Genomic DNA, 23,671 nt, shown 5'->3' with positions numbered 1-23,671 from the left:
GTTGTACTTCGAAACGCCACTTCGATAGACTCTTTGAAACGCTAATAAGAGACTCATTTAAGTGGCTATATATAACCTTGGCTCGATCAATATCGACCACTTCTACCGCCTCCCTCACCTTGTACGCCCAGGTGAAACCCTGGCCGCTGACAGCTACTCCCAAGGCCTAGGTGGCAAAGGCGCCAATCAGAGTGTTGCCATAGCCAAATCTGAAAACCAGGTATTTCACATTGGCGCTTTGAACCGAGCTGATAGCAACTATTTTGAGCAGCTTAAAAGCTACCATATCGATCTAACACACACCCAGCAGCTCGACTACCCAAGCGGACACGGCATAGTGATGGTTGATGATGTCAGTGGCGAAAATCAGATCGTGGTCTACCCGGGTGCCAACCATCAGATCAGTGAGTCGATGATCGATAACGCCCTCGCAGATGCGAACTCTGGGGATTGGGCACTCACGCAAAACGAGACCACCCAAGCACGCTACTTTTTCCAAACTGCGAAGAGCAAGGGTTTAAAACTCTGTTATTCTGCAGCACCTTTTGTGGCAGAGACCACCATTGAGCTTCTACCTATGATCGATATGTTGGTCGTGAATCAGATTGAGGCCCAGGAGCTTGAAGCTGCTACCGGCAAACCTATCGCTGCTCTTGGCATAGAACACACACTCATCACACAAGGCAGTGCCGGTGTTCGCTACATTGGCAAACAGGGCGAGCTTTTCATTGAAGCACCTAAGGTCTCAGCTGTTGATACCACCGGCGCGGGCGATACCTTTCTAGGGCTCTTTTTGGGTCGATTTGATGCAGGATCAAGCCTTGAAGAGTCGATAAAATATGCGGTTTCAGGTGCTGCACTTCAGGTTATGCAACAGGGCACAGCTGATGCGATTCCAGAGCACTCTTCAATTTTGGAGATGTTACAAAAGAGCTTTAGCTAACCGCTTGTAGAGCCCACTAGCACGCTCCACTTTAGCCGATACCGTATGCATCAATACCGATCGGTTCATCTCAACTAACGTAAACCTGCTCTTAGAGCGGGTAATGGCTGTATAGAGAAGTTCTCGAGTCAACACAGGGTTTGAACGCGAAGGTGATAGATAGGCAGCGTGCTCAAATTCAGATCCCTGCGATTTATGAACTGTCATAACATAAGCAGTCTCAACAGACTGCAGTCGACTTGGATGAATCCATCGAACCTTACCTCTCCGCTCCGCCTCATCTTGATGACTCTGTTTATCTTGGCTTTTCGCAGCTTGGGCAAAAGCAACGCGCAGGCCTGATTCAGTCATCAGCGTGATACCAATATCACCATTGGCGAGACCTACTACATAATCATTCTGTGTAACCATGACAGGGCGTCCAACGTACCACTCTGATTCTTGATGAGAGTCTCGCTCTATCAGCCCCTCGGCATTCAGAATCGACTCGACCTGCTCGTTCAAAGCAACCACACCCTCCGGTCCGCGTCGAAGCGCCGATAGCAATCTAAAACGGTCGAAGGCTGCAAGCACTTCAGCCGCCTGATCATCTGTAACCACACCCTCAAGTAGAGTCAGATAGGCTCTATATCCAGCAAAGTGTTGATCACCGAGTACAAGCCCCTTCAGCGTTCTCTGTAACTCATCCACGTTCAGACGTCGCAAATCGTCGGACTCAGTGATCAGTAACTGTTCAACACGATCACTCAACCCATCATTAACGGCAGATGCAAGCTGGCCTATTCCAGACTCAGCACTAAAGCGATGGCTCTCTCGCAGCATAACCAGATGTTGATTCAACTGCAGATTTCCACTATCGCCTTGGCTACCTAGCCATTGATCGATCTTGCAGCCCGTTACCCTAGCCAACCAATCGACCCTTGTTTGTGTATAGCCACCAACCTCAGCATCCGTACAGAGATCAGCCAAGGCTGCCCCGGCTTCAACAGAGGCTAGCTGATCCTTATCACCCAACATCACTAACTGAGCATGCTCAGGGAGCGCGTCGAGGGTTGCAGCAAACAGAGATAGATCAACCATCGACGCTTCATCAACTACAAGCAGGTCGACCGGTAACTTATGATTTTTGTGGTAGCGATAGCGACCGCTGTTAGGAATAACCCCTAGCAATCGATGCAGCGTCTGAACCTCTGAACTCAAACCCTCTGCGTAACCTTCAGGGAGCGATTGCAGCGCACCCTCAATAGATTCAGTCAAACGCGCAGCTGCCTTACCCGTCGGAGCTGCAAGCGCGATATTGAGCGTCATACCTGAACGCAAAGCTTGCTGATTTAATAGTGCTAAAAGCCGCACGACAGTCGTGGTTTTACCGGTACCTGGTCCACCCGTAATCACGGAGAAGTAGGAAGAGGCGGCAACTGCACATGCAATTTTCTGCCAATCCAACTCAGCATGAGTTGGAAAGAGTGTCGCAAGGTCGTTTGAAATCAGATCAGAGGTTGCCCTATCTTTAGAGGTTCTCTCAGTGATGGACCTTGCAACCAAACACTCCAACAGCCACATTCTTCGCAGATAGAGAAGCCCCGCATCGTAGACCAGCGGTGCAGAACCTGCCCCTTGATCGATCAAAACAGAATCACTCAAAAGTGCCATCCAACAATCTAACGAGATCTCGGCAAGCAACTGTGAAGGCGTCATAACAGCGCTGTTTCGCGCGCCATCAGGGGGTAGCGCGAGGTAGCGATCAGGGTCGTTATAGATAGATTGAGGATCTACACAGCTGTGCCCACGGCCCAATTGATGTGAAGCAAACACCACAAGCAGCAGCGGCCAATCATCATTAAGCTGCACAGTATCAGCGAGCATAAGCGCCAGCTCTAAATCAAGAGTACGAATCCAGCCCGCCTCTTCCCAAAGCTGAATCTGACCGCGAATATCTACAGGAGAAGGCATGGCTAATAGATCTTGTTGTTCCATTAACACTCTCCCCTAAATAGCTGATCCATCTGCTCTACGAATTGATAGTCCGGTCTGTTTTTCAGAACACCCGCCCCTTCAGGGAAGCCTCGAAGATAAACATAGAGAGCACCACCGACTCGAGTCTCATAGCCCAACTGTGGATTGGCCCTATACTCACTATCGCGCGCAAGCAGCATTCTATGGAGCGCCAAAAGGTAGATCATCAACTGAAGATCATAACGGTGTTCCACTAGAGCCTGGCTCATCGCTTGCAGGTCATAACTATTTGCGTCTGGTCCAAGCCAATTCGATTTATAGTCACAAACCCAGTATTGATCGTTATCCACGAACGTTAAGTCGATAAAGCCCTTCAACATACCATTCACCTGGTCATGCTTGAGCTTAGGACGCTGCAGCTCTGGGTTAATCGCTTGATGACACAAAACATCCAACTGTTCGAGGTCAACTTCATGAGCTGCAAACAGAAACTCCATCTCTGGTTGATAGAGCTGCAGTGATTGAAGCTGGCTGTTGGAGCCTAACTGCAGATCCGCAACCAGGGTCGCCTGTAGCCAGTTTAGCAACATGCCTCGCTCAGCCTGCCAACGCTCTGGTAGCGATTCTAATGGAATAAGTGTTTCTAACAGGGTTGAATCCTGTGCGACCTGTTCAAATCCAAGCAGCGCTGCACTCTCAAGCAGTTCGTGCAAGAAGTTACCTGGAACAGCGCCACGCTCAAAGGCGTGAATAGTACCGGCTTTAGCCTGCTCAAATTCATTGATGGCTGAATTGATTGGAGTGCCGTTATCTTGCTCACCCGCTAAACTGAGCGCCAAGCTCTCATCAAAAGCATCTGAAGATGACTCTACGCGACTGGCTATCGCACTGTAACTGGTCACCCACCAACGCTCTTGTACTACTGCTCTCTCCAACTGGCGGGCGGGTATCAAAGGCGTCTCAATAACTGATACTTTTCTGACTGGGGCACTACTCTCATCTACCGCCTCTAACGCAATCGCATCACTCTGATTAAGTTGGACCAATGCATTTTGCAGTGATTCAGCCAACGCCTCGCCCTTACCCGAGACACTCATTAACGATGCAAAAGCAGAGTCAGCAACACCACGTATATTGGCAATTCCCAACCAGCAGCAATACTTAGCACGCGTAAGGCCAACATAGAGGAGTCGAATATCCTCTTGCAGACGCTCTAAATCGGCAGCCTCTTTCTCCTCTTTTACTTTTGAAGAGGCTTGCGAATTTAACAACTCAAGCTGTGCTCTATCTCCCTCTCTAAAGACCAATCCATCTTCACCGATCGAGGCTTTGCGAGAACTTACACCATAAGGGATGAAGACTAAGGGGTACTCTAGACCCTTGGATTTATGAAGTGTAATCACCTGCACACGGCCAGCATCACTCTCCATACGAACCAACTGCTCTTCAGAGGCACCTTGTGGCTGCTTGATCATCTCACCTAGGTGACGAATTAGGCCCAGCTCACCATCTAAGCTTTGTGAGTGGCGCTGCAGAATCTCACCGAGATGAAGCATGTTAGTTAAGGTTCGCTCTGACGCATCACCCAAACGACCTCGTAGACGTTGCGGAAGATTAAATTCACTAATCAGGCGTTGTACTAGGGCTGCGATATTTGTTCGGCGCCACAGTAATTGCAGTTCGATAAAACGCTGCGCCTCACCTTCCCAAGCCACCTCATCATCACGCAACTGCGCTAGCCAATTTCTATCCATTCCCAACAACGGAGAAGCTAACGCAGAGAGCACCAACGCCTGGCTGCGAGGGTTAGCGACTGCCTGCAGAATTCGCCATAAATCAAGCGCTTCATTTGACTGATAGATACTCTCTTTATCGGAGAGGTAAACCGATCCTATAGATAACTCATTCAATGCAGCTCGCACTGCTGCGGCCTCTCGACCACTTCTCACCAATATCGCTATATCGCTAGCAACCAGGGGCTTATCACCCACTAGAACCCTAGCCTCAGCAGAGCCAGCCAACAAAGTGGCGATTCGCTCTGCTGTGTACCTAGCAAGCCTCTCTCGATACTGATCGGCACTTGTCTCATCCGATAGTTCCAGATGCATAAGACGCAGCCCCTGTAGAGAATCGCCCCCTATCGTTACACTCTGCTCCAAGCCCTTGGCTTTAATCGGCGTAAACGGCAGCGGCGATGCTTCATCAGGTTGTGAAAAGAGGAAAGCCCCTTGCGACTTGGTATCGGCATGTTCAAAGAGGCAGTTAACCGCAGTCACGACAGACTTTGACGAACGGTAATTGGTATCAAGTGTATAAAGTGAATCTTGAACCTGTTTACGAGCGGATAGATAGGTATGAATATCTGCGCCTCGGAAGCTGTATATCGCCTGCTTAGGGTCACCGATCATCAACCATGCATAGGGTGAATCTGCTTGTTTATCGAGCTCACCATAGATCCTATTAAAGATCTCAAACTGCACAGCATCGGTATCCTGAAACTCATCAATCATAGCGACTGGGTAGAGATCACGAATCCGCAGCGCAAGCTGTGCGCCGCGTTTGCCACGTAACCCCGCCCTCAACTTAAGTAACAGGTCATTAAAATCGAGCAGCCCAACCTGAGACTTTAACGACTCAAAACGATCCGCTATCCAGCCCAGGGCATGCCCAACAACTGGCGCTAGATTAGGACGGTTAGCTCGTATATCGAGATAGGCACGCATAATTGAATCAGCGGCGTGCAGTGGCGCCTGCTGACCCTTTTTCATCTTGCTCTGATCAAACACGAGGTACTCAATCACTGACTGCGCAGGAACTGATAAACCATCTTCAATCCAGAGATTCATCGCCGCTATCGACTCGGCCAACTTAGCCGCTTTGACTCGGGTACCATTGAAACTTCCCGCTTCAAGCGTCTGATTTAACTCATCAACAACAGCGCTACCACTCTCTCTCCAAGTTAAGAGAAGTTTACTCTCTGCATCTTGGCAGGCTGCTAGCCACTGTTGTATCGCAGCTTTTAACTTCTCAGGGGGTATGCCTTGATCTATCTCACTGCCCTGCCAGCAGAGCCCAAGATCACGACCGACTAGCTTTTTAGCCCAACCTTGTAGCTTCGTAGGTGAGACCAGCACCGAACCTATCTGCTCAGCTACAGCTGCAGGTAACTGGGAACAATGAATGCGCCAATAGTCCCTAGCAGCCTCAGCCAAGATATCGTTTTCACTGTCAGCCAGTGTCTGGTTGAAGGCGCTATTGCTATCGAAGGCGAACATCGTCAGCACGCGCTGTGCCCAGCCATGAATCGTGTAGATGGCTGCCTCATCCATCCAGTCAGCAGCCCTTTCAAGACGAATAGCTGCACTCTCGCGTGCCTCGGCATCAGGGTACTCTGCAACCAGATCCAGAGTGAACTGATCTTTCGTTTCAGCACCCCTAAAGACCTCTGCACTCTTTGCAAGGTTCTGGCGAATACGATCACGCAGCTCAAGGGTTGCTGCATTGGTAAAGGTAACTACGAGAATCTCTGGTGGCAGTAACGCTTTCGGAAAGGCTTGCTCACCACCCTGACCTAAGACTAAACGCACATAGAGGGCCGCGAGCGTATAGGTTTTACCGGTACCGGCACTCGCCTCAATTAGACTTGTCCCCTTTAGAGGGAAATGGAGAGGCAACATAGGCTTCATCGCTGTCCCTCCCGCCAGAGATTAACTGATTCAAGCATAGGAGCATAAAGCGCCTGTGCATGGCTTTCAAAACCATTAACAAGTAGATCAGCAAAGGTTGGCCAGAGCGCCTCTAGCTCACTAATACGCTCCAACTCATTACCTTCTCGCTCACCCTCATACTCTGTTTTAGCGCCAGCAAGATCAGACTCAAGCAACTTGATGGCAGTGCGAGCTGCCAAGGCGAGCGGACCATTAAGATTAGCCAGACGCCATTGCATCATCTCACTCAAGTGCTTAATAGCTGCACTTTGCGATACGGGGCTCAACTCAATGACACCATCTGGTCCCGCAAGACGAGAGGAAACCGAACCTTTCACAGCCGAGATGAAGAGGTGCTTTGGCCATAGGGTTAACATTCGATCAGCTCTTGGTCCACCCTTGGTAATAACTGCAGAGGGCGTTAAAAAGAGGGCCAGATAGTTCTCTTGCGCCTGATAGAGGTTAGTTACCTCTGCAGAGAGCGAGCTATTTGAAAGAGTGAGGGCCAGCTGTTCGGAATCCAGTCGCTGCCAAGCTTGCTCGGCTAGCACCCAATCACGATGACGGAGTGTCGCTATCACATTGCTCTTTAACAAGCGTTTCTGACGCTCGGCAAAACCACCCCAAGAAAACTGCCCACTCAATGAGAGCTGCTCAATGAATCGATCAATCTCTTGCTCTAAAAATTCGGGTTCAATATCCGCCGCTTTTTCTAGTAGATGATCGAGATGTCTATGCTTATCAAGGGCGTTGTGCTCGAAGGGTTCAAACTCGTCCGGAATATCACGTGGACGAAGCAAGGTCGCGCCGATGCGAGTTTTGAAGTAGTCACGCGCAGGGGCTTTAAAGAAGTCGGAGAGCGCATCCAACGATAGCTGAGACTCCTGCTGATATGGGCTCTCAACCACCTTGTCAGGTGGCAGCAAATCGTAGCTTGCTCGCCACTCTTTGGCATAACTAAAGAGCGTTGAATCTGACTCGAAATAGCGACGGCTAAAAGGCTGCAGCGGATGTGTAGTTGTTAATTGTTTAAGTAGATCACCCTCTGGATGTTGCCACTGGGCATCGATGTAATCTCGCAACTGGGCAACAAGCACAGAAGCTGGCCTTTCACTATTATCAACGGCACTTCGCCCTACCCAACTGATGCCTAAATGATCTCGCGCAGAGAGCATCGCCTCCAAGAATAGATAACGATCATCATCGCGACGCGAACGATCACCCGGCCTAAAGAGGTCAGGACGTGCCATCAGGTCAAAATCATTTCTGACCTGCGTTCTTGGGTATGCACCATCTTGCATACCGAGTAGATAGATGCGACGAAACGGGATTGCACGCATCGGCATAAGAGTTGCAAAGGTGATACCCCCTGCCATAAAACGTCGATTGAGATTGGGCGGATCGATATTCGCGAGCAGTAATTCACTAACCACTTTCAGCGGCACAGCCTCAACCACTGCGGCCTCTTTAGCCTGTTGCACGAGCTCGGCAAGTGAACGTTGAATCTGATCAAGTAACAGCTCATCTTCAACCGATTGCGGGTCAAACAGAGCAGTTAAAAGTCCTTCAATTGCAGTTAACCAAGCGTCAACTTGAAGCGGTTTTGCAGCCCGCTCCGACCAACTCGATAGGATGCGAACTAACTTAGATAGACCACCCACTGCATTGGCCGACACGCCCTGCACAGAACTTAATGGCGCAATATCACCCCAAGAATCACTCTCACCCACGGCATAGCCTAGCAACATCCGCTTCAGGCCAAATAGCCAACTATTCTGCTCAAGCCCTTCCGGCATCCCTTGAAGAGATCGGTGAGCGGAATCTAACCCCCAACGCACACCTGCATCGCGAATCCACTGAGCGAGCGTCGCTACTTCAGAGACATCGAAACCAAAACGAAGCTGCACAGCGGGTAATTCAATAAGTTGCAGAAGATGTGTTACACCTACTCGTGACTCATTGATAGATAAAACCTGTTCAATACCGTTCAGCAAGGCGTTATGCGCTTTGACACTCTGATCGCTAATGCTAAAGGGAATAAAGCGTGGATCACTTTTATCCATCCAGCCAAAGGCACTCTCGATTTCAGCACGATAGCTATCCACATCAGGGACCATGACTAGAATATCTCGAGGGGATAGTGTCGAATCTTTAGCAAGCTGATCTAACAACTCGTTCTGCAATATCTCAACTTCACGCTGGGCGCTGTATGCCTGGGTAAACCTAAGCGACTCATCAGAGGGATCTAAAGCTATTTTGCTATCGGTAAGGGGCTCTAAATCTCTAATAGAACGCTGAATCTGATTGAGCAGGGTCTCTTCGCCATAAGAATTGTCGAACAGATCGATACGATTGAGACCAAACTGGCTCTTAAATTGATGACTCTCATCAAAGCGATCTAACAGACGAATAAAATCTCGCCCCTGTTTACCCCAAGCAGCAAGTAGAGGGGGTGCAAATTGATGCGACAACTCTGGTGTCAGATTTTCAGGTATGCCGCCCTTGTTGGCATGCCTGCGACGTTCACTATTAAAGAGTTCACGTCCATCAATAATGTCTGCCCAATAGAAGCGACAGGGGTTATGAATGCACAAAAGGATTTGAATATGATCAGAGAGTGCATGCAGCGCTTCGAGGATCTGCTGTGGCAGCGCGGATACACCGAAAACAATCAGACGAGCTGGCAGCTTGGATTTATCAACAGCACCGCGCTTACATGCCGCCAGAAATTGTCTGTGCATATCTGAACGAGCCAACATTTTCTGCTCACCCAGATCATCGCCAATCAAGCGCCAGAGGGCAGCTTGCCAACAATCAGACTCAGCGAGGTTCAGGGGTAGCCCCTGACTATCACACACTCGATCTTCACCCTGCCCCCAAGACTCTAACCAGTCGCCACGGTAGATCTGATATTGGTCGTAGAGATCTGATAGACGTTCAGCCAACTGCCAACGCTTTTGGCCAGCATGATCACCCTCTAGAAACTCCTCTAGCGGGGTAAAAACTGACTCTTTAGGAAGCTCAGCAAGCAGCCTAAATAGACGCCAGGTTAAGCGAGACTTATCGTAGGGTGAGGTTTTAGGGACTGCCTCTTCACCGAGTACTGCACGGTAGGCACGCCAGATAAACATGGAGGGGAGCGATAGATCGATATTGGCAGCGATACCTGCCCCACCTTTGGCACGATCTTCAGCCAGCGCAAACTTAAGCCACTGACCTATGCCATTACTTTGAACAAGCAGGGTTTCAGATTGAAACAGCGAGAGTGGGTGCTCAACCATCCACTCAACCAGCAGATCTTTTAACATCTCTTGCTTGTTTGAGTGTATAGCTACCAGCCCGTTAGATGGACGATGAGGGTCGTTAAAACTATTCAGAACCCGTACCCGCTCTCTCAGAATTTAGAAAGAATCATTGTATAGAAACAGGTGGATTCTGGCACCCTTGATCAGGACAAATTTACCCTAATCGACGCACTCGCTTAGCGACACTATTGAAGGCGAATCCGGACTGATCACTCATCGACTTGAGGCTCGATTTAAGCTGCGACTGACTCACCTCTTGGCGACTATTGGTCGCAAACAGCACCCAGTTTCCATCTTCAGTGGTGCAGGTATAGATGGACTCAAAACGCGCTTTAAGATGATCAAGAATCTCCGCTTCGCGATGGTCGCTCCAACAGTTTAGGACCAGCCATCCCTGTTGAGTTAAGCGTGACTGGCAAGCATCGATAAACACCGACTCCATCTGAATCTCATTAAGCCCCTCCGCATTATAGAGGTCACTCACCACCATATCGTAGCGACGCTCAACTGGACGCTGCAGAAACTCAAATGCATCTGCAGTAATGATCTCAATTCGCTTACTGCGAGGCAGGTAGAAAAAGCGATGTGCTACATCAACAACCAGAGGACTTAGCTCAACAACCGTCTGCTTCAACTCTGGCAACTGCGCATGCAGAGCATTGGTCAACGAACCTGCCCCTAACCCCAGAGTCAAAACCCGCTTAGGAGTAAAGTGCATCAGAGGGTAAAGCATCGCCCTTATGAAGGTGTATTGTGGCACCTCAGGCGAGGCTTTCAGCACACAACTCTGCTCATCAGTCTCACCAAAACTCAGAAAGCGACGATTGCCATCATCACGAACAATGATGGCACCATGCTCATCGTAACCACGGAATATCTCTTTAGGGAGCATCATTCACTACCGGACAGGCGAAGAGAAAGGTGGTTCCTATCCCCTCGGAGCTATGAAACGTAATAGTGCCAGAGTGGCGTTTTGCAATTCCTAGAGCAAGACTTAATCCTAAGCCGACGCCCTGCCCAATTGCTCTGGTAGTAAAGAATGGATCGAATACGCGATGTTTGATAGTCGTGGGAATACCCACCCCACTATCTTTGATTTTCAACTGTAACTCTCTCTGATGACGTTTGAGCGAGACACTAACCTGGCCACCCTGCGTAATCGCTTGCTGCGCATTCTCAAAAATAGCCAGAACCAACTGCGTAAGCTGACCTGCATCACCCTCAATCAAGAGATTCGGTTCAATATCAGAGAGATGAGCATCCGCGGTGACGTCGGTGACAAGCTTAGAGAAGTTGACCAGCGTGTTATGTAAGCCCTGCTCAGCATTAAAACGTAGCAACCCCTCAACGATAGATTGCACCCTTGAAACGCCAGTAAGCGATTCAACAGCCATCGCTTCAAGATCTTCAGCGAGGTAATTAAGTTGCTTGGATTTTGCGTAGTGTTTTATTGAATCTAGCGAACTGCTTGGATCCTCTAACTGATTCAGAAGCTCAATCAGTTGCGGCGCAAACTGAGAGATAAGATCTAAATTTGATTTGATAAAGGCGAGTGGATTATTGATCTCATGAGCCGCGCCACTGGCGAGCTGTGCAACAGTCACTAGCCGCTCGGCAATTAAGCGCTGTTCGTTGAGCTCATGAATTCGACGTCTTAATGCAAGATTTCGGATACCTACAGAGAATCTTGCCTCTAACTCATCAGAGTTTACTGGCTTAGTAACATAGTCATCAGCACCTGCTGCTAGCCCCTCAACAAGGCTTTGCGTCTCATCTCGACCTGTCACCAAAATGATATGAATCGGATGATCCGGAAATCTATCGCGGATTTTGCGACAAAGTGTCGGCCCATCTAGGTCCGGCATTTCCCAATCGAGCAGAATTAAAAGCTCTTCAGAGATACCTTGGGAGAGGTAATCCCAGAGAGGAATACCTGATTCGAATAGGATTGGAGAGAAGCCCGATTTTATTGTTGTAAACTCCAACTGCTTACGAAAAACCGGACTATCATCGACAATTAGAAGCTGCATGAGGCCTCAATATAGGGGGTGTTCACACCCCCGTAGACACTATGGGCGAATGTACGCGTAACCTTCGCCTTGCAGCTCCATCAAACGGACAACGCCAGAGGGAACCATTTTAGATTCAGGAAGTAGCACGAGGTCTTTACCCGCTTTTTTACTCATCTTCTTGTAGGTATTTCCACAAGCAGAGAACTGAAAGCTGTTATCCATACCAAGAGTTTCTAGGCGCGCTTTGACTGGAGAGTTTTCAAGGTACATGTTGAGGCCTGGGCCGTAAGCAACCACCTCAACCTTAACGTCATCACCCTTACCTTCGTAGTAAGACTTAACGTTCTCGGCATTATTAAGTGCAAGGTTCATCACCGCTGGATCGTTCTGGTCAACATGAATTGCCAATTTATGAGTCTCAGCGTTGGCAACACCAGCCATCAACAATGCAGCTAGAGCTATTTTTTTCATTCTACTTACCCTTTCTTATTAGTTATTGGTTGCTATAAAAAACCCCCGACGGGAGATCGAGGGCTTTTAGAATCATAAACTCTGGTTAACTAGTCAAGCTTATTCAACAACAGTGATAGTTGAGCTCATCACTTCACGATCGACACTATCTAGACTGTGACGCTTGGCGACATCTCGAACCGTAATTGCGGTACCATCTCGACGATTGAGCTTGTATGTCAAATCCCAACTATCCAGATCAGCATTCTTGTAGCTCTTAACTACCGCATCACGATCTTTGGCATCGATAAGATCGAGATAGGTATCGGAATCTCGTTTCAACACATCAGCCTGACGCATTACCAACTTCTCGAGACGCTCACTCACGAAATGCATCTCTGCAAAACCAGGCGAGAAGATCATGACACCCTCATTGATACTGCGACCCATCGTATCAAGCATTTCGCCAAACATTGCAGCTCGGTCTATCGTCTCACTCAAGCGGGTCGTTTCAGTAAATGTTAACACCGCACCTGAGATGATACCCTGATCACGACGGTAAGGGCTGATGTTCATCAGATACTTTTCACCCGCCCTATCTATCTGCTGTCGGACCGGGGTACCTGTTTCAACCACCCTATCGATCAAATTCTCGAAATCAGGAATTTCAATATGACGCGGTAGCTTGGTCAGCTTGTGTCCGACATCATCTGGCAAGATACCAAACAGACGAACAGCCTGAGGTGTAAAGCGCGTGACACGGTGATCGGTATCGACTACAACAAGCCCCATATCTAGAGAGCGCTGAATGTTGACCAGTGTCTCGTTGGTATCAGTAAGCAGAATTGATTTTGCCTGCAACTCGTCGTTGACTGTGGTCAACTCTTCGTTGGTAGCTTGTAACTCCTCGTTGGTCGTCTCTAGCTCTTCGTTAGACGCCTGCAACTCTTCAATAGAAGCTTGCAACTCTTCATTCAACGCTTGCAACTCTTCGTTTGAAGTCTCTAACTCCTCAACGACTGCTTGAAGGTGATCACGAGTACGTTGAAGTTCATCTTCAAGCTCTTCTACTGCTGAAGCATCCACGGGCACCGCTGACGCATTACCTATAGCTGCAACAGGTGACTCTGCGATACGCTCGAAGCTCATCACATAGGAGTGGCTATCGGTAATAGCATCAATCAGACGACGAACCGTAAGAGTGACCGAAGAGATAGTTTCACTTTCGGCAAACCGGAATCGTACAAGGTGATTAATCTCATCCTGGTCTCCGCGCGCTACACGGTTAATCAAAGCCCGTACTTCCGTTTGAATTTGCGGATGCGCGAGACTAACAATGTCGAAATTAGCCTTACCTGGGTTGATCTTTAAGAAGGGGGGGATATATCACCAAAATATTGAACAGGCTGGAATTGCTCATTCAATTGAATGCTCGGGGGCGCATAACTTTCAACCAGTGAAGCAAATACCTTCTCACTCATCCGATGTGAAGGACTTGCAGATTTAACCTGTACAGAGGCATTGTCACGCGCCACAAGCTCTTTGTTCAGCACTGTGCTAAAACGTCCCCAAGAGACCACACCTGATTTACGTCGATAAAGTTTGTTTGATTTGTCGACCGGTTCAAAGAGTTTTTCACCCGCATTACCAGTTGACTCGGACTTACCAAGGAAGAGATAACCACCACTATTCAAAGCATAATGGAAGTTATTAATAAGCTGATCCTGAAGTGTATTGTTTAAATAAATCATAATGTTGCGACAGCTAATTAAATTCATCCTTAAGAATGAAGGGTCCTTAGCTATATCGTGACGGGCAAACATACACATGTCACGAATCCACTTTTTCGCCTTGTACTTAATGCCATCAAAATCAAAATAGGTCGCTAACATTTCAGAGGATAGCTGCTCAACCACCGAATCGCCGTAGACACCCTGACGCGCGACTTCAAGACTTAAATCATTAATGTCGGTAGCGAATATTTTAACTTCATAACCCCTAAGGCTCGGCCCCAATCGCTCTGCCAACATAATGGCGATTGAGTAAACCTCTTCACCTGTCGCACAGGCAGGAACCCAGATACGGATCACTTTACTTTGCTGTTGTTGAACGATGATATTATCGAGCGCCTTACCCAAAGCAGCAAAGGCCTCATCATCCCGGAAAAATTCCGTTACAGAGATCAAGAAACTTCGCTGAATGATATCCAGCTCATCGGGATCTTTATCAATATACTTAAAGTAGTCTTGAATCGATGGCATACGCAGAGCGGCAATCCTTCGCTGTAATTGCCGTTCGATAGTTGCACGCTTATATTGGCGGAAATCGACCCCAGTATGGGTCAATATCTTATCGATCAGCGAGTCAACAGAGACGACGGATTCATCATCGCTTTCACCACTGATTGCTAATTTTACAGGACGCTCGTGACTTTCAGAAAGGTAGTTAGCAATCTCCTCAGGAGAGAAGGTTAAATCCGCTAAACGAGCTCGTATAACTGAGTTTGGCATGCCATCGTATTTAGCAGTATCCGCCGTCTGAGCAATCGTGATACCACCGGCATCACGCACAGCTCGACAACCTACCGTACCATCTGAACCGGTTCCTGAGAGGACTACAGCAATTGCACGGCTACCGTAGTTATCGGCGACCGATTTAAAGAGCTTATCAATGGATGGTTTCGCACCAACATCATCAGATGGGACGGTAATATGAATCTTACCTTCAACAACCGTAATATCTGAGTTAGGCGTATTAACGTAGACGGTGTCTGGTTGAATTGTAGCCCCCTCTTCAGCACCCACCACCTTGTAATCACAATTTTTAGAGAGCAACTCAACCAACATACTGCGATGCTGTGGAGCCATATGCTGTGCTAAAACGAACGCCAAATGACCATTAGGAGAACTATTACGAAGCAGTGAGGTGACCGCCTCCAATCCACCAGCTGAAGCACCTAAGGCAACAACGATTAAACCTTCTGTCAGTTCTGAAGGGAGTTGTTTCTCATCCACAATAAAATCCTTAACGAATTACTCTTAGCTTAAGAGTAGTACAAAATTCAATAATGCCATCATAAAGGACAAATTTTTTTTGACCAACCAAAGCTGTCCAGAAACTTCAAATTATCCTAAACATCAATCCGTTAGAGCTGCATCACCGCTCCAACCAGTTTCTAAAGAAGCGTGTTTCAATTGCTGCAATTGATCTCGCAGTTGAGCCGCCTTCTCAAATTCAAGATTTTTGGCAGCTTCGTACATCTGATCTTCAATTCGAGATAAAGCTTTCGCCAGATCCTTGGGTGAGAGGGGTTTATCACCAGGCGTGTAAACAGCTTCCACTTCAGCAACTTTACGTGACGCTTTAGAGCCTGCCTTCTTACCCGGAATAGTCGCTCCCTCTAGAATATCGGCCACGGATTTTTGAATGCCACGCGGTACTATTCCATGCTCTTCGTTAAAGGCAACCTGTTTTTCACGACGGCGCGCGGTTTCATCCATCGCACGCTGCATGGATCCGGTAATTTTATCTGCATAGAGAATAGCACGACCGTTAACATTTCGCGCAGCACGTCCGATGGTCTGAATCATCGAGGTATCAGAGCGCAAGAAGCCCTCCTTATCTGCATCAAGAATAGCCACAAGCGACACCTCTGGCATATCAATACCTTCTCGAAGAAGGTTGATACCTACCAACACATCAAACTCACCTATACGTAGATCCCGAATAATCTCTACGCGCTCAACAGTGTCAATATCGGAGTGCAGGTACCGCACCTTGACGCCATGCTCAGCAAGATATTCGGTCAGATCTTCCGCCATGCGTTTAGTTAAAACAGTGACAACACAGCGCTCATTTTTATCCGCAACTAGACGCACTTCAGCAAGCAGATCATCAACCTGAGACGATGCCGGACGCACCTCTACAGTTGGATCAATCAAGCCAGTGGGGCGAACAACCTGCTCTACGATAGCCTGCGCATTCGCTGCTTCATACTTGCTTGGTGTAGCTGAAACAAAGATCATTTGCGGCGCCAACTCCTCCCACTCTTCAAACTTCAGTGGGCGGTTATCCAAAGCAGATGGCAAGCGGAAACCATACTCAACGAGCGTCTCTTTACGGGAACGGTCTCCACGATACATCGCACCCAATTGGGGAACGGTCACGTGCGACTCATCAATCACAAGCAGAGCGTTATCAGGCAAGTATTCAAATAGCGTTGGTGGTGGCATACCGGCGCCGCGGCCAGATAGATAGCGAGAGTAGTTCTCAATCCCCGAGCAGTAACCCAACTCAAGAATCATCTCAATATCATAGAGTGTGCGCTGCTCAAGACGCTGAGCAGCAACTAGCTGATCGTGATCACGCAGCTGCTTTAGCCTATCGCGCAATTCATCTTTGATATGCTCAACCGCATCAAGCAGCGTTTCACGCGGGGTAACATAGTGCGTTTTTGGATAGACGGTAGCGCGCGGTACTTTACGCAAAACCTCACCCGTGAGTGGATCAAACCACGCCAGCTGTTCAATCTCATCATCAAACAGTTCAACACGTAGCGATTCACGCTCAGATTCAGCAGGAAAAATATCGATCACATCACCGCGCACTCGATAGGTACCTCGATGCAGCTCAATATCGTTGCGGGTGTATTGCAGCTCAGCTAGACGACGCAGAAGTGCACGCTGATCGATCCGATCACCTCTATCCAGGTGAAGCATCATCGCTAGGTAGGCCTTAGGGTCACCCAAGCCATAAATCGCAGAGACAGTGGCTACGATAATCGCATCATCACGCTCAAGCAGCGCTTTCGTCGCAGATAGACGCATCTGCTCGATATGATCATTGATCGAGGCATCCTTCTCAATGAAGGTATCTGACGATGGGACGTAGGCCTCTGGCTGGTAGTAGTCGTAGTAGGAGACGAAATACTCTACAGAGTTATTTGGAAAGAACTCTTTAAATTCACCATAGAGCTGCGCAGCCAAGGTTTTGTTGTGCGCAAGGATAATCGTAGGTCGCTGAACCTGAGCAATAACGTTGGCAATAGTAAAGGTTTTACCCGACCCCGTAACACCCAACAGCGTCTGTGCCGCCAAGCCGGATTCAAGGCCATCCACCAACCCCTCAATCGCTTTCGGCTGGTCACCAGCAGGCTCAAATTTTGAGCGCACTTCAAACGGCACTTTCATCAACAAACATCCTTGGTAAAACGAGACAACGCGGTACTTTAACACGTTAACTTTATTAACGCTTAGGTATTATAACTGACGCAAATTATCTGTATAATTTGTCGGCATTTTTGCGACTGAAGCCAATATTAAATTTGCTTCCCGACTCAATCGATTCTTAGAGGATAAAAGAGATTGGACGTTCAACTCTCTAACCGTGTTAACAACATCAAGCCATCACCAACGCTTGCAGTCACTAACCGTGCTGCAGAACTTCGCGCTGCTGGCCAGAATATTATCGGCCTTGGTGCTGGTGAACCTGACTTTGATACCCCAGATCACATTAAAGCTGCGGCGATTAATGCGATTAACACGGGTATGACCAAATACACGGCTGTTGACGGCACCCCTGCTCTTAAGAAAGCGATTATTGAGAAGTTTAAGCGCGACAACGGCCTAAACTACGAAGCAAACCAGATTCTTGTCTCTAGCGGCGGTAAGCAGAGCTTCTTTAACCTTTCACTTGCGTTTATTAACGAAGGTGATGAGGTAATCATCCCTGCACCTTACTGGGTCTCTTACCCAGACATGGTTCTAGTTTCAGATGGCGTACCAGTAATTGTCGCTACAACTCAGGAACAGCGTTTTAAGATGACTGCGGCTCAGCTAGAAGCAGCAATCACACCTAAAACTAAACTAGTTGTTATCAACAGCCCATCAAACCCTACTGGTGTGGCATACGATCTGGACGAGCTTAAAGCACTTGCTGATGTACTTAAGCGCCACCCACACGTAATGATCGCAACTGACGACATGTACGAACACATTCGTTTCAATGATCAGCCATTCGTTAACATCCTGAATGCTGCACCTGATCTATATGATCGCACTATCGTGCTTAACGGTGTTTCAAAAGCGTACTCGATGACTGGCTGGCGTATCGGTTATGCAGCAGGTCCAGCTAAGCTGATCGGTGCTATGAAGAAGGTACAGTCACAATCAACCTCTAACCCATGTTCAATCGCTCAGGAAGCTGCACGCGCAGCACTCGAAGGCGACCAGAACTGTATTGCAGAGATGGTTGTTGCGTTTAAACAACGTCATGAATTCGTTGTTAGCGAACTGAACAAGATCCCAGGCGTTGACTGTATTCCTGCAGACGGCACCTTCTATGCATTCCCAAGCTTCCAAGCTGTGATCGACGCTCGCGCTGATATCGAAGACGATATTGCACTGGCCGAATTCCTTCTAAAAGAAGCGGGTGTCGCGCTAGTTCCTGGTTCTGCATTTGGTGCACCAGGTAACATGCGTCTATCGTTTGCTACCAGTATGGATATCCTTCGCGACGCTATCGAACGTATTGCGAAAGCTCTCGCTTAATCGAGGGTAACTGAACTACACTAAACCGGATCTCGTATCCGGTTTTTTATTGTTTTTCGTTTAAGCACTTTCACTATACTTTAGAAGTTGCTAATATTCACAACATCTTAAAGTTAGTACTCAATTATTGTAGGACTTGTTATGACCTCTCGTTTCGTTAAGAAAGCACTTGTAACATCGCTAGCAACGCTTATCGCCACCTCTGCGCAGGCAGGTGTATTGGCTGATATCTACCAACAAGCACTTAAAAACGATGCGACTTATCAAGCAAGTCGAGCAGAAGCAGCAGCAGGTGATGCCGGACTAGCTATTGCACTATCTAACCTGTATCCAGACATCACCCTAAACGGCTCAAGCACTAGCACCCATGTTGGTGAAAGTACCACTGAGAGTAAAGGTGCTACATTAAGCATCGATCAAACTCTTTTTAGCATGCCGGCTTGGTATGGTTACAAAGCGGCAGATACGCTACCTGCCATCACAAGCTTGAAACTTGCAGCTGCTGATCAGTCACTAATTACTCGCACAGTAAACTCATACATTGGTGCACTCAAAGCTAAAAGCGCCCTTGAAGTGGCTGAAGCCCAGGAGCGCGCAGTTAAACGCCGTCTAGATCAGGTCAACGCTCAGTTTGATGTGGGCTTAACAGCCATTACTGATGTTCTAGAAGCACAAGCGACCTACGATAGTGCACGCGTCGGTCTTATCAACGCACAAAGCGCTGTTCGTAACTCCCTTGAAGCATTAGAGAAACTCACTGGCAACACAGCACCTGAGATCAAAGACCTCAAAGCTAACTACCCAATCACAACACTAGATAGCAAAAGTGCATCTGAGTGGATTGATAAAGCACTGAGTGGAAACGTAGCACTACAGCTTAAGAAGCAAGCTGAGATCTCAGCGGGTTATGAAGCGAGTGCCTATGCATCTGCTCACCTGCCAACACTTTCCCTAAACCACTCTATGCTGAGTGGTGAGAAAACCTACGAAGCTCGTGGTGATCAGACGACAACCATACGCCTATCGATGCCTATATTTAGTGGTTTTGAAACTACAGCCAAAGCAGACAAGTATGCAAACCTTCATGAGCAGGCACTGTTCAACTATGAAGGCGAGGTTCGTACTGTTCGCTCTGACACTGCGGCCTTGGTTCGTGATCTAGAATCAAGTGCAAAAGCGGTAGATGCACAAGCAGTCAGCGTGCAGTCTCGCGAAAAGGCTCTTGAAGCGACCTCGCAAGGTTTTGAAGTGGGCACACGTAACGTTGTTGACGTTCTTAACGCAGAGAGCGCTTTGTACGCAGCTAAAAAAGATTACGCTTCTGCTCGCCTAGATCACATCGCACTTGTCATGAAAATGAAACTGACAGTAGGTACACTTAGCCCTTCAGAAATCGAAGAGCTAGATGATTGGCTAGAGAGCTAAGCTAAGGCTCTAATAGTTAAGGACAACGATGAGCAGCGCCGTTAAACAATACCTTTTGATTACCGGCAACTATTGGGCGTTCACCCTCACGGATGGCGCCCTTCGCATGCTAGTTGTACTCTACTTCTACCAACTGGGCTACGCGCCACTTGATATCGCTCTACTCTTCCTCTTTTACGAACTCTTTGGTGTTATTACCAATCTAGTCGGTGGCTGGCTAGGTGCGCGTATCGGACTGAATCGCACCATGAACATTGGTCTAGGTTTGCAAATAGCAGCCCTTGGCATGCTGGCACTTCCGCAGCCCATGCTCTCTATTCCCTTGGTGATGGCTGCACAAGCACTTTCAGGTATAGCAAAAGATCTGAATAAGATGTCGGCTAAGAGCGCCGTAAAGCAGCTAGTCCCTGACAACGCTGAATCCTCCCTCTTCAAGTGGGTCGCACTGCTGACAGGTTCTAAGAACACATTAAAAGGGGTTGGCTTCTTCCTTGGTGGCCTACTTCTTACAGCACTTGGATTCCAGGGCGCGGTTCTATCCATGGCCATCGCGTTAGCAGTTGTCTGGATTGGCTCCCTTGCACTGCTTAAAAGGGATCTTGGTAAGGCCACATACAAACCTAAGTTTCGTGAAATCTTCTCGAAGAGTAGCGCTATAAATTGGCTATCAGCAGCACGTCTATTTCTCTTCGGAGCCCGAGATGTTTGGTTTGTAATTGCGCTGCCCATCTTTCTTAGCCAAACACTCGGCTGGGGCGAAAGTGCGACCGGTTCATTCTTAGCGTTATGGATTATTGGTTACGGCATCATTCAGGCGGCGACCCCATTGATTCTTAACACTAAAGAGAACGCCCCCTCTAAAAGCACGGCTGTATTTTTAGCAGCATCACTAACTCTAATTCCAGCAACGATTGCCCTAGCACTTTCACTAGGTGTTACTACAGAGCTTTCTACTGAGTTAATACTCATCGTTGGGCTTACACTCTTTGCGCTTCTTTTTGCACTCAACTCGGCTGTGCACAGCTACCTTATAGTGAGTTATGCAAAATCAGATGGTGTATCTCTTGATGTAGGTTTCTACTACATGGCGAATGCTATGGGACGACTGATCGGCACGCTGCTCTCTGGTGTGCTCTTTCAGATAGGTCAGTTGGGGGTTGATGGGTTACTGCTCTGCTTAATCGCGTCGACGCTAATGATCGGATTTGCCTCTGCAATTAGCCTTAAACTGCCGGCTAACGCGAATTGAAGAAGCCCAATTCTTGGGTTATTGAGTGCCTACTTAATGTAGGATAGGTGACTCGTCACTCTCTTCATTAAGGATTGGCGTACCTACAGAATCAAGCGCAATACTCCCCTTCTCTACGGCACGATCAACCATTTGGGCGACCATCATCTCAGTCAGATGAGCGCTCAGAATCATGCCCGCAGGCGGGTCATTTTCGAAGAATTCAGGATCGACCAGACCATCATTGCGAAGACCTAGCATCAGTGGATTTTCAGCAAGAATAGGCGCCAAATCATCCGGCGCAAAGACTGCATAGTCTGCGGCGATTTTGAGACTCAACTGATAGGCATCAACAGCCTCTTCAGCCAGCCGACCCTCAAACTCCATTTCAGCTGCAGCAAAGAGATCCGATAACTTGCTGCGACCTTGAGGAGGTACATATTCACGCGGTGTTTTCGTGTAATCAACGCCCGCGATAGGTTTCACTAGATCTAACTCATGAGCATCAACCAACAGGTCACCCTGCTCATCACGCTCTAGCCAATTACGCTTCAAGGCGACAAGAATCAAACCCTCCATCCCAGCGGCAACAAGGTTCGCTGTGATGATAGCGCCAATGGTTGGATTATGGATCTCAGCCTCATCCTCTATAAGATTTGAAGCACGAGAAGCGAGTAGCCGCGGTGCCGACTGAACCAGTTCAACAAGTTCGTTGGGCTCAAGCGCTAAACGGCGATGTGCGACCTGGTGTGCAGTTTTATAGGGGTAGTTTGAACCGTTAGACTCCATCTCATCGAGATAGTGTTCACGAAGCTTGTCTAGCAGCTGAGTGAGCTTATCGGACATTAGTGCAGCTTAATTCCAATCGGTTGAACACGGCTTTTGATCTGATCAAACTGAGCACGCAGATCCGCTAAAGGAATCAGCCCAAAATCGACTGGACAAGTTGGTAGGTCATACCAATCCAGGGCCCAAATGCGAGTCATGATCTCATACTCTCCAATCAACGCATCAAGCAAAATCATCACCGCTTCAACGCGCGGGTCCATCTCTAGGACCGTTGGTGCATCTTCCATATAGATAGCCAACTCAAGTTTGCCATCGATATTACGCAGAGAGCACCAGTAGTCATTGATCGAGCAGAGCTCACCACCAAGATTGACCATGCTAGGAATAGGATCGTGACGATCATTAAAGGCACGAATCTCAATACCATTAAAGGCAGGTGCCGCACCGACAAGGGTCAGCACGTTATGAATAGACTCAGGGTAACCATCACAACCAAACACCAACTCAACCGGCCCCTCCTCTTTCGAACGTTCGAAATGGAAGGTCAGATTGGAGTCGATCGCTTTAAGCGATGCACGAAAGCCATTGAGTAGGCGTTCACCATCTTCAGCTAGCTGCTCTAGATTGACGCCACTCAAACCATCGAGTGATTCTGATAGATCCGCCCAAAAGGCGTTAATTGTCTCTACTTGGGTGTGCATATTAAGTGCGTGGTAGCGTTACGCCAGTCTGTCCCTGGTATTTACCACCGCGATCTCCATAAGAGACCTCGCACACCTCATCACCACCGATAAATAGCATCTGCGCTACACCTTCATTGGCGTAGATTTTAGCTGGAAGCGGTGTTGTGTTAGAGAATTCTAGTGTGACGTGGCCTTCCCACTCAGGTTCAAGCGGAGTCACGTTAACGATGATGCCACAACGTGCATAGGTACTTTTACCCAGGCAGATCGTTAGGACATCACGAGGAATCTTAAAGTACTCAACCGTACGAGCAAGCGCGAACGAGTTAGGCGGAATGATGCAGACGTCAGATTTCACATCAACAAAGCTGTCGTAGCTGAAATCTTTTGGATCAACGATTGATGAGTTGATGTTGGTGAACACTTTAAATTCATCCGCACAACGCACATCGTAACCGTAGCTTGAAGTGCCGTAAGAGACGATTTTGCTACCATTCACTTCACGAACCTGGCCCGCTTCGAATGGCTCAATCATCTGGTGTTCTTGCGCCATACGGCGGATCCAGCTATCTGCTTTAATACCCATCTTTAAATACCTTAAAAGAAAACCGCGAAATTGTAACAA

The 23,671-nt window shown here is 48.2% G+C and carries 16 protein-coding genes; 4 read left to right on the top strand and 12 right to left on the bottom strand.

Translation table 11 applies throughout. The features are described 5' to 3' along the window. The first annotated feature begins 61 nt into the window (after nucleotides 1-61). On the top strand, nucleotides 62-943 hold the full coding sequence (locus HH196_RS02840; RefSeq protein ID WP_169450575.1) for a ribokinase: 882 nt from the start codon (nucleotides 62-64) through the stop codon (nucleotides 941-943). Here HH196_RS02840 and recD read toward each other — a convergent pair. The 9 genes from recD to uvrB all read right to left on the bottom strand — a co-directional run bounded on the left by recD (nucleotide 923) and on the right by uvrB (nucleotide 17,562). After that, on the bottom strand, nucleotides 923-2,920 hold the full coding sequence (gene recD, locus HH196_RS02835; protein WP_211160810.1) for an exodeoxyribonuclease V subunit alpha: 1,998 nt from the start codon (nucleotides 2,918-2,920) through the stop codon (nucleotides 923-925). The two genes, HH196_RS02840 and recD, sit on opposite strands and share 21 nt — an antisense overlap. Next, a complete protein-coding gene (gene recB / locus HH196_RS02830) occupies nucleotides 2,920-6,585 on the bottom strand; it encodes an exodeoxyribonuclease V subunit beta (RefSeq protein ID WP_169450574.1) in 3,666 nt (1,221 codons plus the stop codon). Before recB ends, recD begins: the two co-directional genes overlap by 1 nt. Further along, on the bottom strand, nucleotides 6,582-9,914 hold the full coding sequence (recC, locus tag HH196_RS02825; protein ID WP_169450573.1) for an exodeoxyribonuclease V subunit gamma: 3,333 nt from the start codon (nucleotides 9,912-9,914) through the stop codon (nucleotides 6,582-6,584). Before recC ends, recB begins: the two co-directional genes overlap by 4 nt. Before the next feature lie 151 nt (nucleotides 9,915-10,065). After that, a complete protein-coding gene (locus HH196_RS02820; RefSeq protein WP_169450572.1) occupies nucleotides 10,066-10,806 on the bottom strand; it encodes a spermidine synthase in 741 nt (246 codons plus the stop codon). Then, nucleotides 10,793-11,941 carry a sensor histidine kinase gene (locus HH196_RS02815; protein ID WP_169450571.1) on the bottom strand — a complete coding sequence of 383 codons (1,149 nt, stop codon included), beginning with the start codon at nucleotides 11,939-11,941 and terminating at the stop codon, nucleotides 10,793-10,795. The genes HH196_RS02820 and HH196_RS02815 overlap by 14 nt, the downstream gene beginning before the upstream one ends. A gap of 39 nt (nucleotides 11,942-11,980) precedes the next feature. After that, entirely contained in the window at nucleotides 11,981-12,394 is a 414-nt protein-coding gene (locus HH196_RS02810) for a DsrE family protein (RefSeq protein ID WP_169450570.1), read from the bottom strand. 99 nt (nucleotides 12,395-12,493) lie between these two features. Next, nucleotides 12,494-13,666, bottom strand: a complete 1,173-nt coding sequence (locus HH196_RS02805) for a PAS domain-containing protein (RefSeq protein ID WP_169450569.1) — start codon at nucleotides 13,664-13,666, stop codon at nucleotides 12,494-12,496. 74 nt (nucleotides 13,667-13,740) lie between these two features. Continuing rightward, nucleotides 13,741-15,387, bottom strand: coding sequence for a chemotaxis protein CheB (locus HH196_RS02800; protein ID WP_169450568.1), 1,647 nt, complete (start codon nucleotides 15,385-15,387; stop codon nucleotides 13,741-13,743). A gap of 123 nt (nucleotides 15,388-15,510) precedes the next feature. After that, on the bottom strand, nucleotides 15,511-17,562 hold the full coding sequence (gene uvrB, locus HH196_RS02795) for an excinuclease ABC subunit UvrB (protein WP_169450567.1): 2,052 nt from the start codon (nucleotides 17,560-17,562) through the stop codon (nucleotides 15,511-15,513). A gap of 174 nt (nucleotides 17,563-17,736) precedes the next feature. Between uvrB and HH196_RS02790 the strand changes: the two genes are divergently transcribed. From HH196_RS02790 to arsJ, 3 genes are all read left to right on the top strand, one after another. Next, nucleotides 17,737-18,921, top strand: coding sequence for a pyridoxal phosphate-dependent aminotransferase (locus HH196_RS02790; RefSeq protein ID WP_169450566.1), 1,185 nt, complete (start codon nucleotides 17,737-17,739; stop codon nucleotides 18,919-18,921). Nucleotides 18,922-19,062: 141 nt separating this feature from the next. After that, nucleotides 19,063-20,346 (top strand): TolC family outer membrane protein, encoded by a 1,284-nt coding sequence (locus tag HH196_RS02785; protein WP_169450565.1) that lies wholly within the window; start codon nucleotides 19,063-19,065, stop codon nucleotides 20,344-20,346. A 28-nt stretch (nucleotides 20,347-20,374) separates the two neighbouring features. Further along, a complete protein-coding gene (arsJ, locus tag HH196_RS02780; protein ID WP_169450564.1) occupies nucleotides 20,375-21,595 on the top strand; it encodes an organoarsenical effux MFS transporter ArsJ in 1,221 nt (406 codons plus the stop codon). A 33-nt stretch (nucleotides 21,596-21,628) separates the two neighbouring features. Here arsJ and HH196_RS02775 read toward each other — a convergent pair whose 3' ends face one another. Genes HH196_RS02775 through dcd form a run of 3 tightly spaced genes read right to left on the bottom strand, consistent with a single transcriptional unit; the run spans nucleotide 21,629 to nucleotide 23,632 of the window. After that, complete coding sequence (locus tag HH196_RS02775; protein ID WP_169450563.1) at nucleotides 21,629-22,420, bottom strand: hypothetical protein; 792 nt, start codon at nucleotides 22,418-22,420, stop codon at nucleotides 21,629-21,631. Further along, nucleotides 22,420-23,064: a hypothetical protein gene (locus tag HH196_RS02770; RefSeq protein WP_169450562.1), complete on the bottom strand. Its 645-nt coding sequence runs from the start codon at nucleotides 23,062-23,064 to the stop codon at nucleotides 22,420-22,422. Before HH196_RS02770 ends, HH196_RS02775 begins: the two co-directional genes overlap by 1 nt. 1 nt (nucleotide 23,065) lies before the next feature. After that, nucleotides 23,066-23,632, bottom strand: a complete 567-nt coding sequence (gene dcd / locus HH196_RS02765; RefSeq protein WP_169450561.1) for a dCTP deaminase — start codon at nucleotides 23,630-23,632, stop codon at nucleotides 23,066-23,068. Nucleotides 23,633-23,671 lie beyond the last annotated feature (39 nt).

Source organism: Marinobacterium sp. LSUCC0821, assembly GCF_012848475.1.
GTDB lineage: Bacteria > Pseudomonadota > Gammaproteobacteria > Pseudomonadales > Balneatricaceae > Marinobacterium_E.
Note: the sequence above shows the minus strand (reverse complement) of the source record. Positions and strands in the feature narration are given on the sequence as shown.

What these genes read in the sequence shown, in the direction of transcription:
- recD (WP_211160810.1), bottom strand. Translation starts at nt 2,920, where the DNA reads ATGGAACAACAAGATCTATTAGCCATGCCTTCTCCTGTAGATATTCGC.
- dcd (WP_169450561.1), bottom strand. Translation starts at nt 23,632, where the DNA reads ATGGGTATTAAAGCAGATAGCTGGATCCGCCGTATGGCGCAAGAACAC.
- recC (WP_169450573.1), bottom strand. Translation starts at nt 9,914, where the DNA reads ATGTTAAAAGATCTGCTGGTTGAGTGGATGGTTGAGCACCCACTCTCG.
- HH196_RS02815 (WP_169450571.1), bottom strand. Translation starts at nt 11,941, where the DNA reads ATGCAGCTTCTAATTGTCGATGATAGTCCGGTTTTTCGTAAGCAGTTG.
- HH196_RS02820 (WP_169450572.1), bottom strand. Translation starts at nt 10,806, where the DNA reads ATGATGCTCCCTAAAGAGATATTCCGTGGTTACGATGAGCATGGTGCC.
- recB (WP_169450574.1), bottom strand. Translation starts at nt 6,585, where the DNA reads ATGAAGCCTATGTTGCCTCTCCATTTCCCTCTAAAGGGGACAAGTCTA.
- HH196_RS02810 (WP_169450570.1), bottom strand. Translation starts at nt 12,394, where the DNA reads ATGAAAAAAATAGCTCTAGCTGCATTGTTGATGGCTGGTGTTGCCAAC.
- HH196_RS02775 (WP_169450563.1), bottom strand. Translation starts at nt 22,420, where the DNA reads ATGTCCGATAAGCTCACTCAGCTGCTAGACAAGCTTCGTGAACACTAT.
- arsJ (WP_169450564.1), top strand. Translation starts at nt 20,375, where the DNA reads ATGAGCAGCGCCGTTAAACAATACCTTTTGATTACCGGCAACTATTGG.
- HH196_RS02785 (WP_169450565.1), top strand. Translation starts at nt 19,063, where the DNA reads ATGACCTCTCGTTTCGTTAAGAAAGCACTTGTAACATCGCTAGCAACG.
- uvrB (WP_169450567.1), bottom strand. Translation starts at nt 17,562, where the DNA reads ATGAAAGTGCCGTTTGAAGTGCGCTCAAAATTTGAGCCTGCTGGTGAC.
- HH196_RS02770 (WP_169450562.1), bottom strand. Translation starts at nt 23,064, where the DNA reads ATGCACACCCAAGTAGAGACAATTAACGCCTTTTGGGCGGATCTATCA.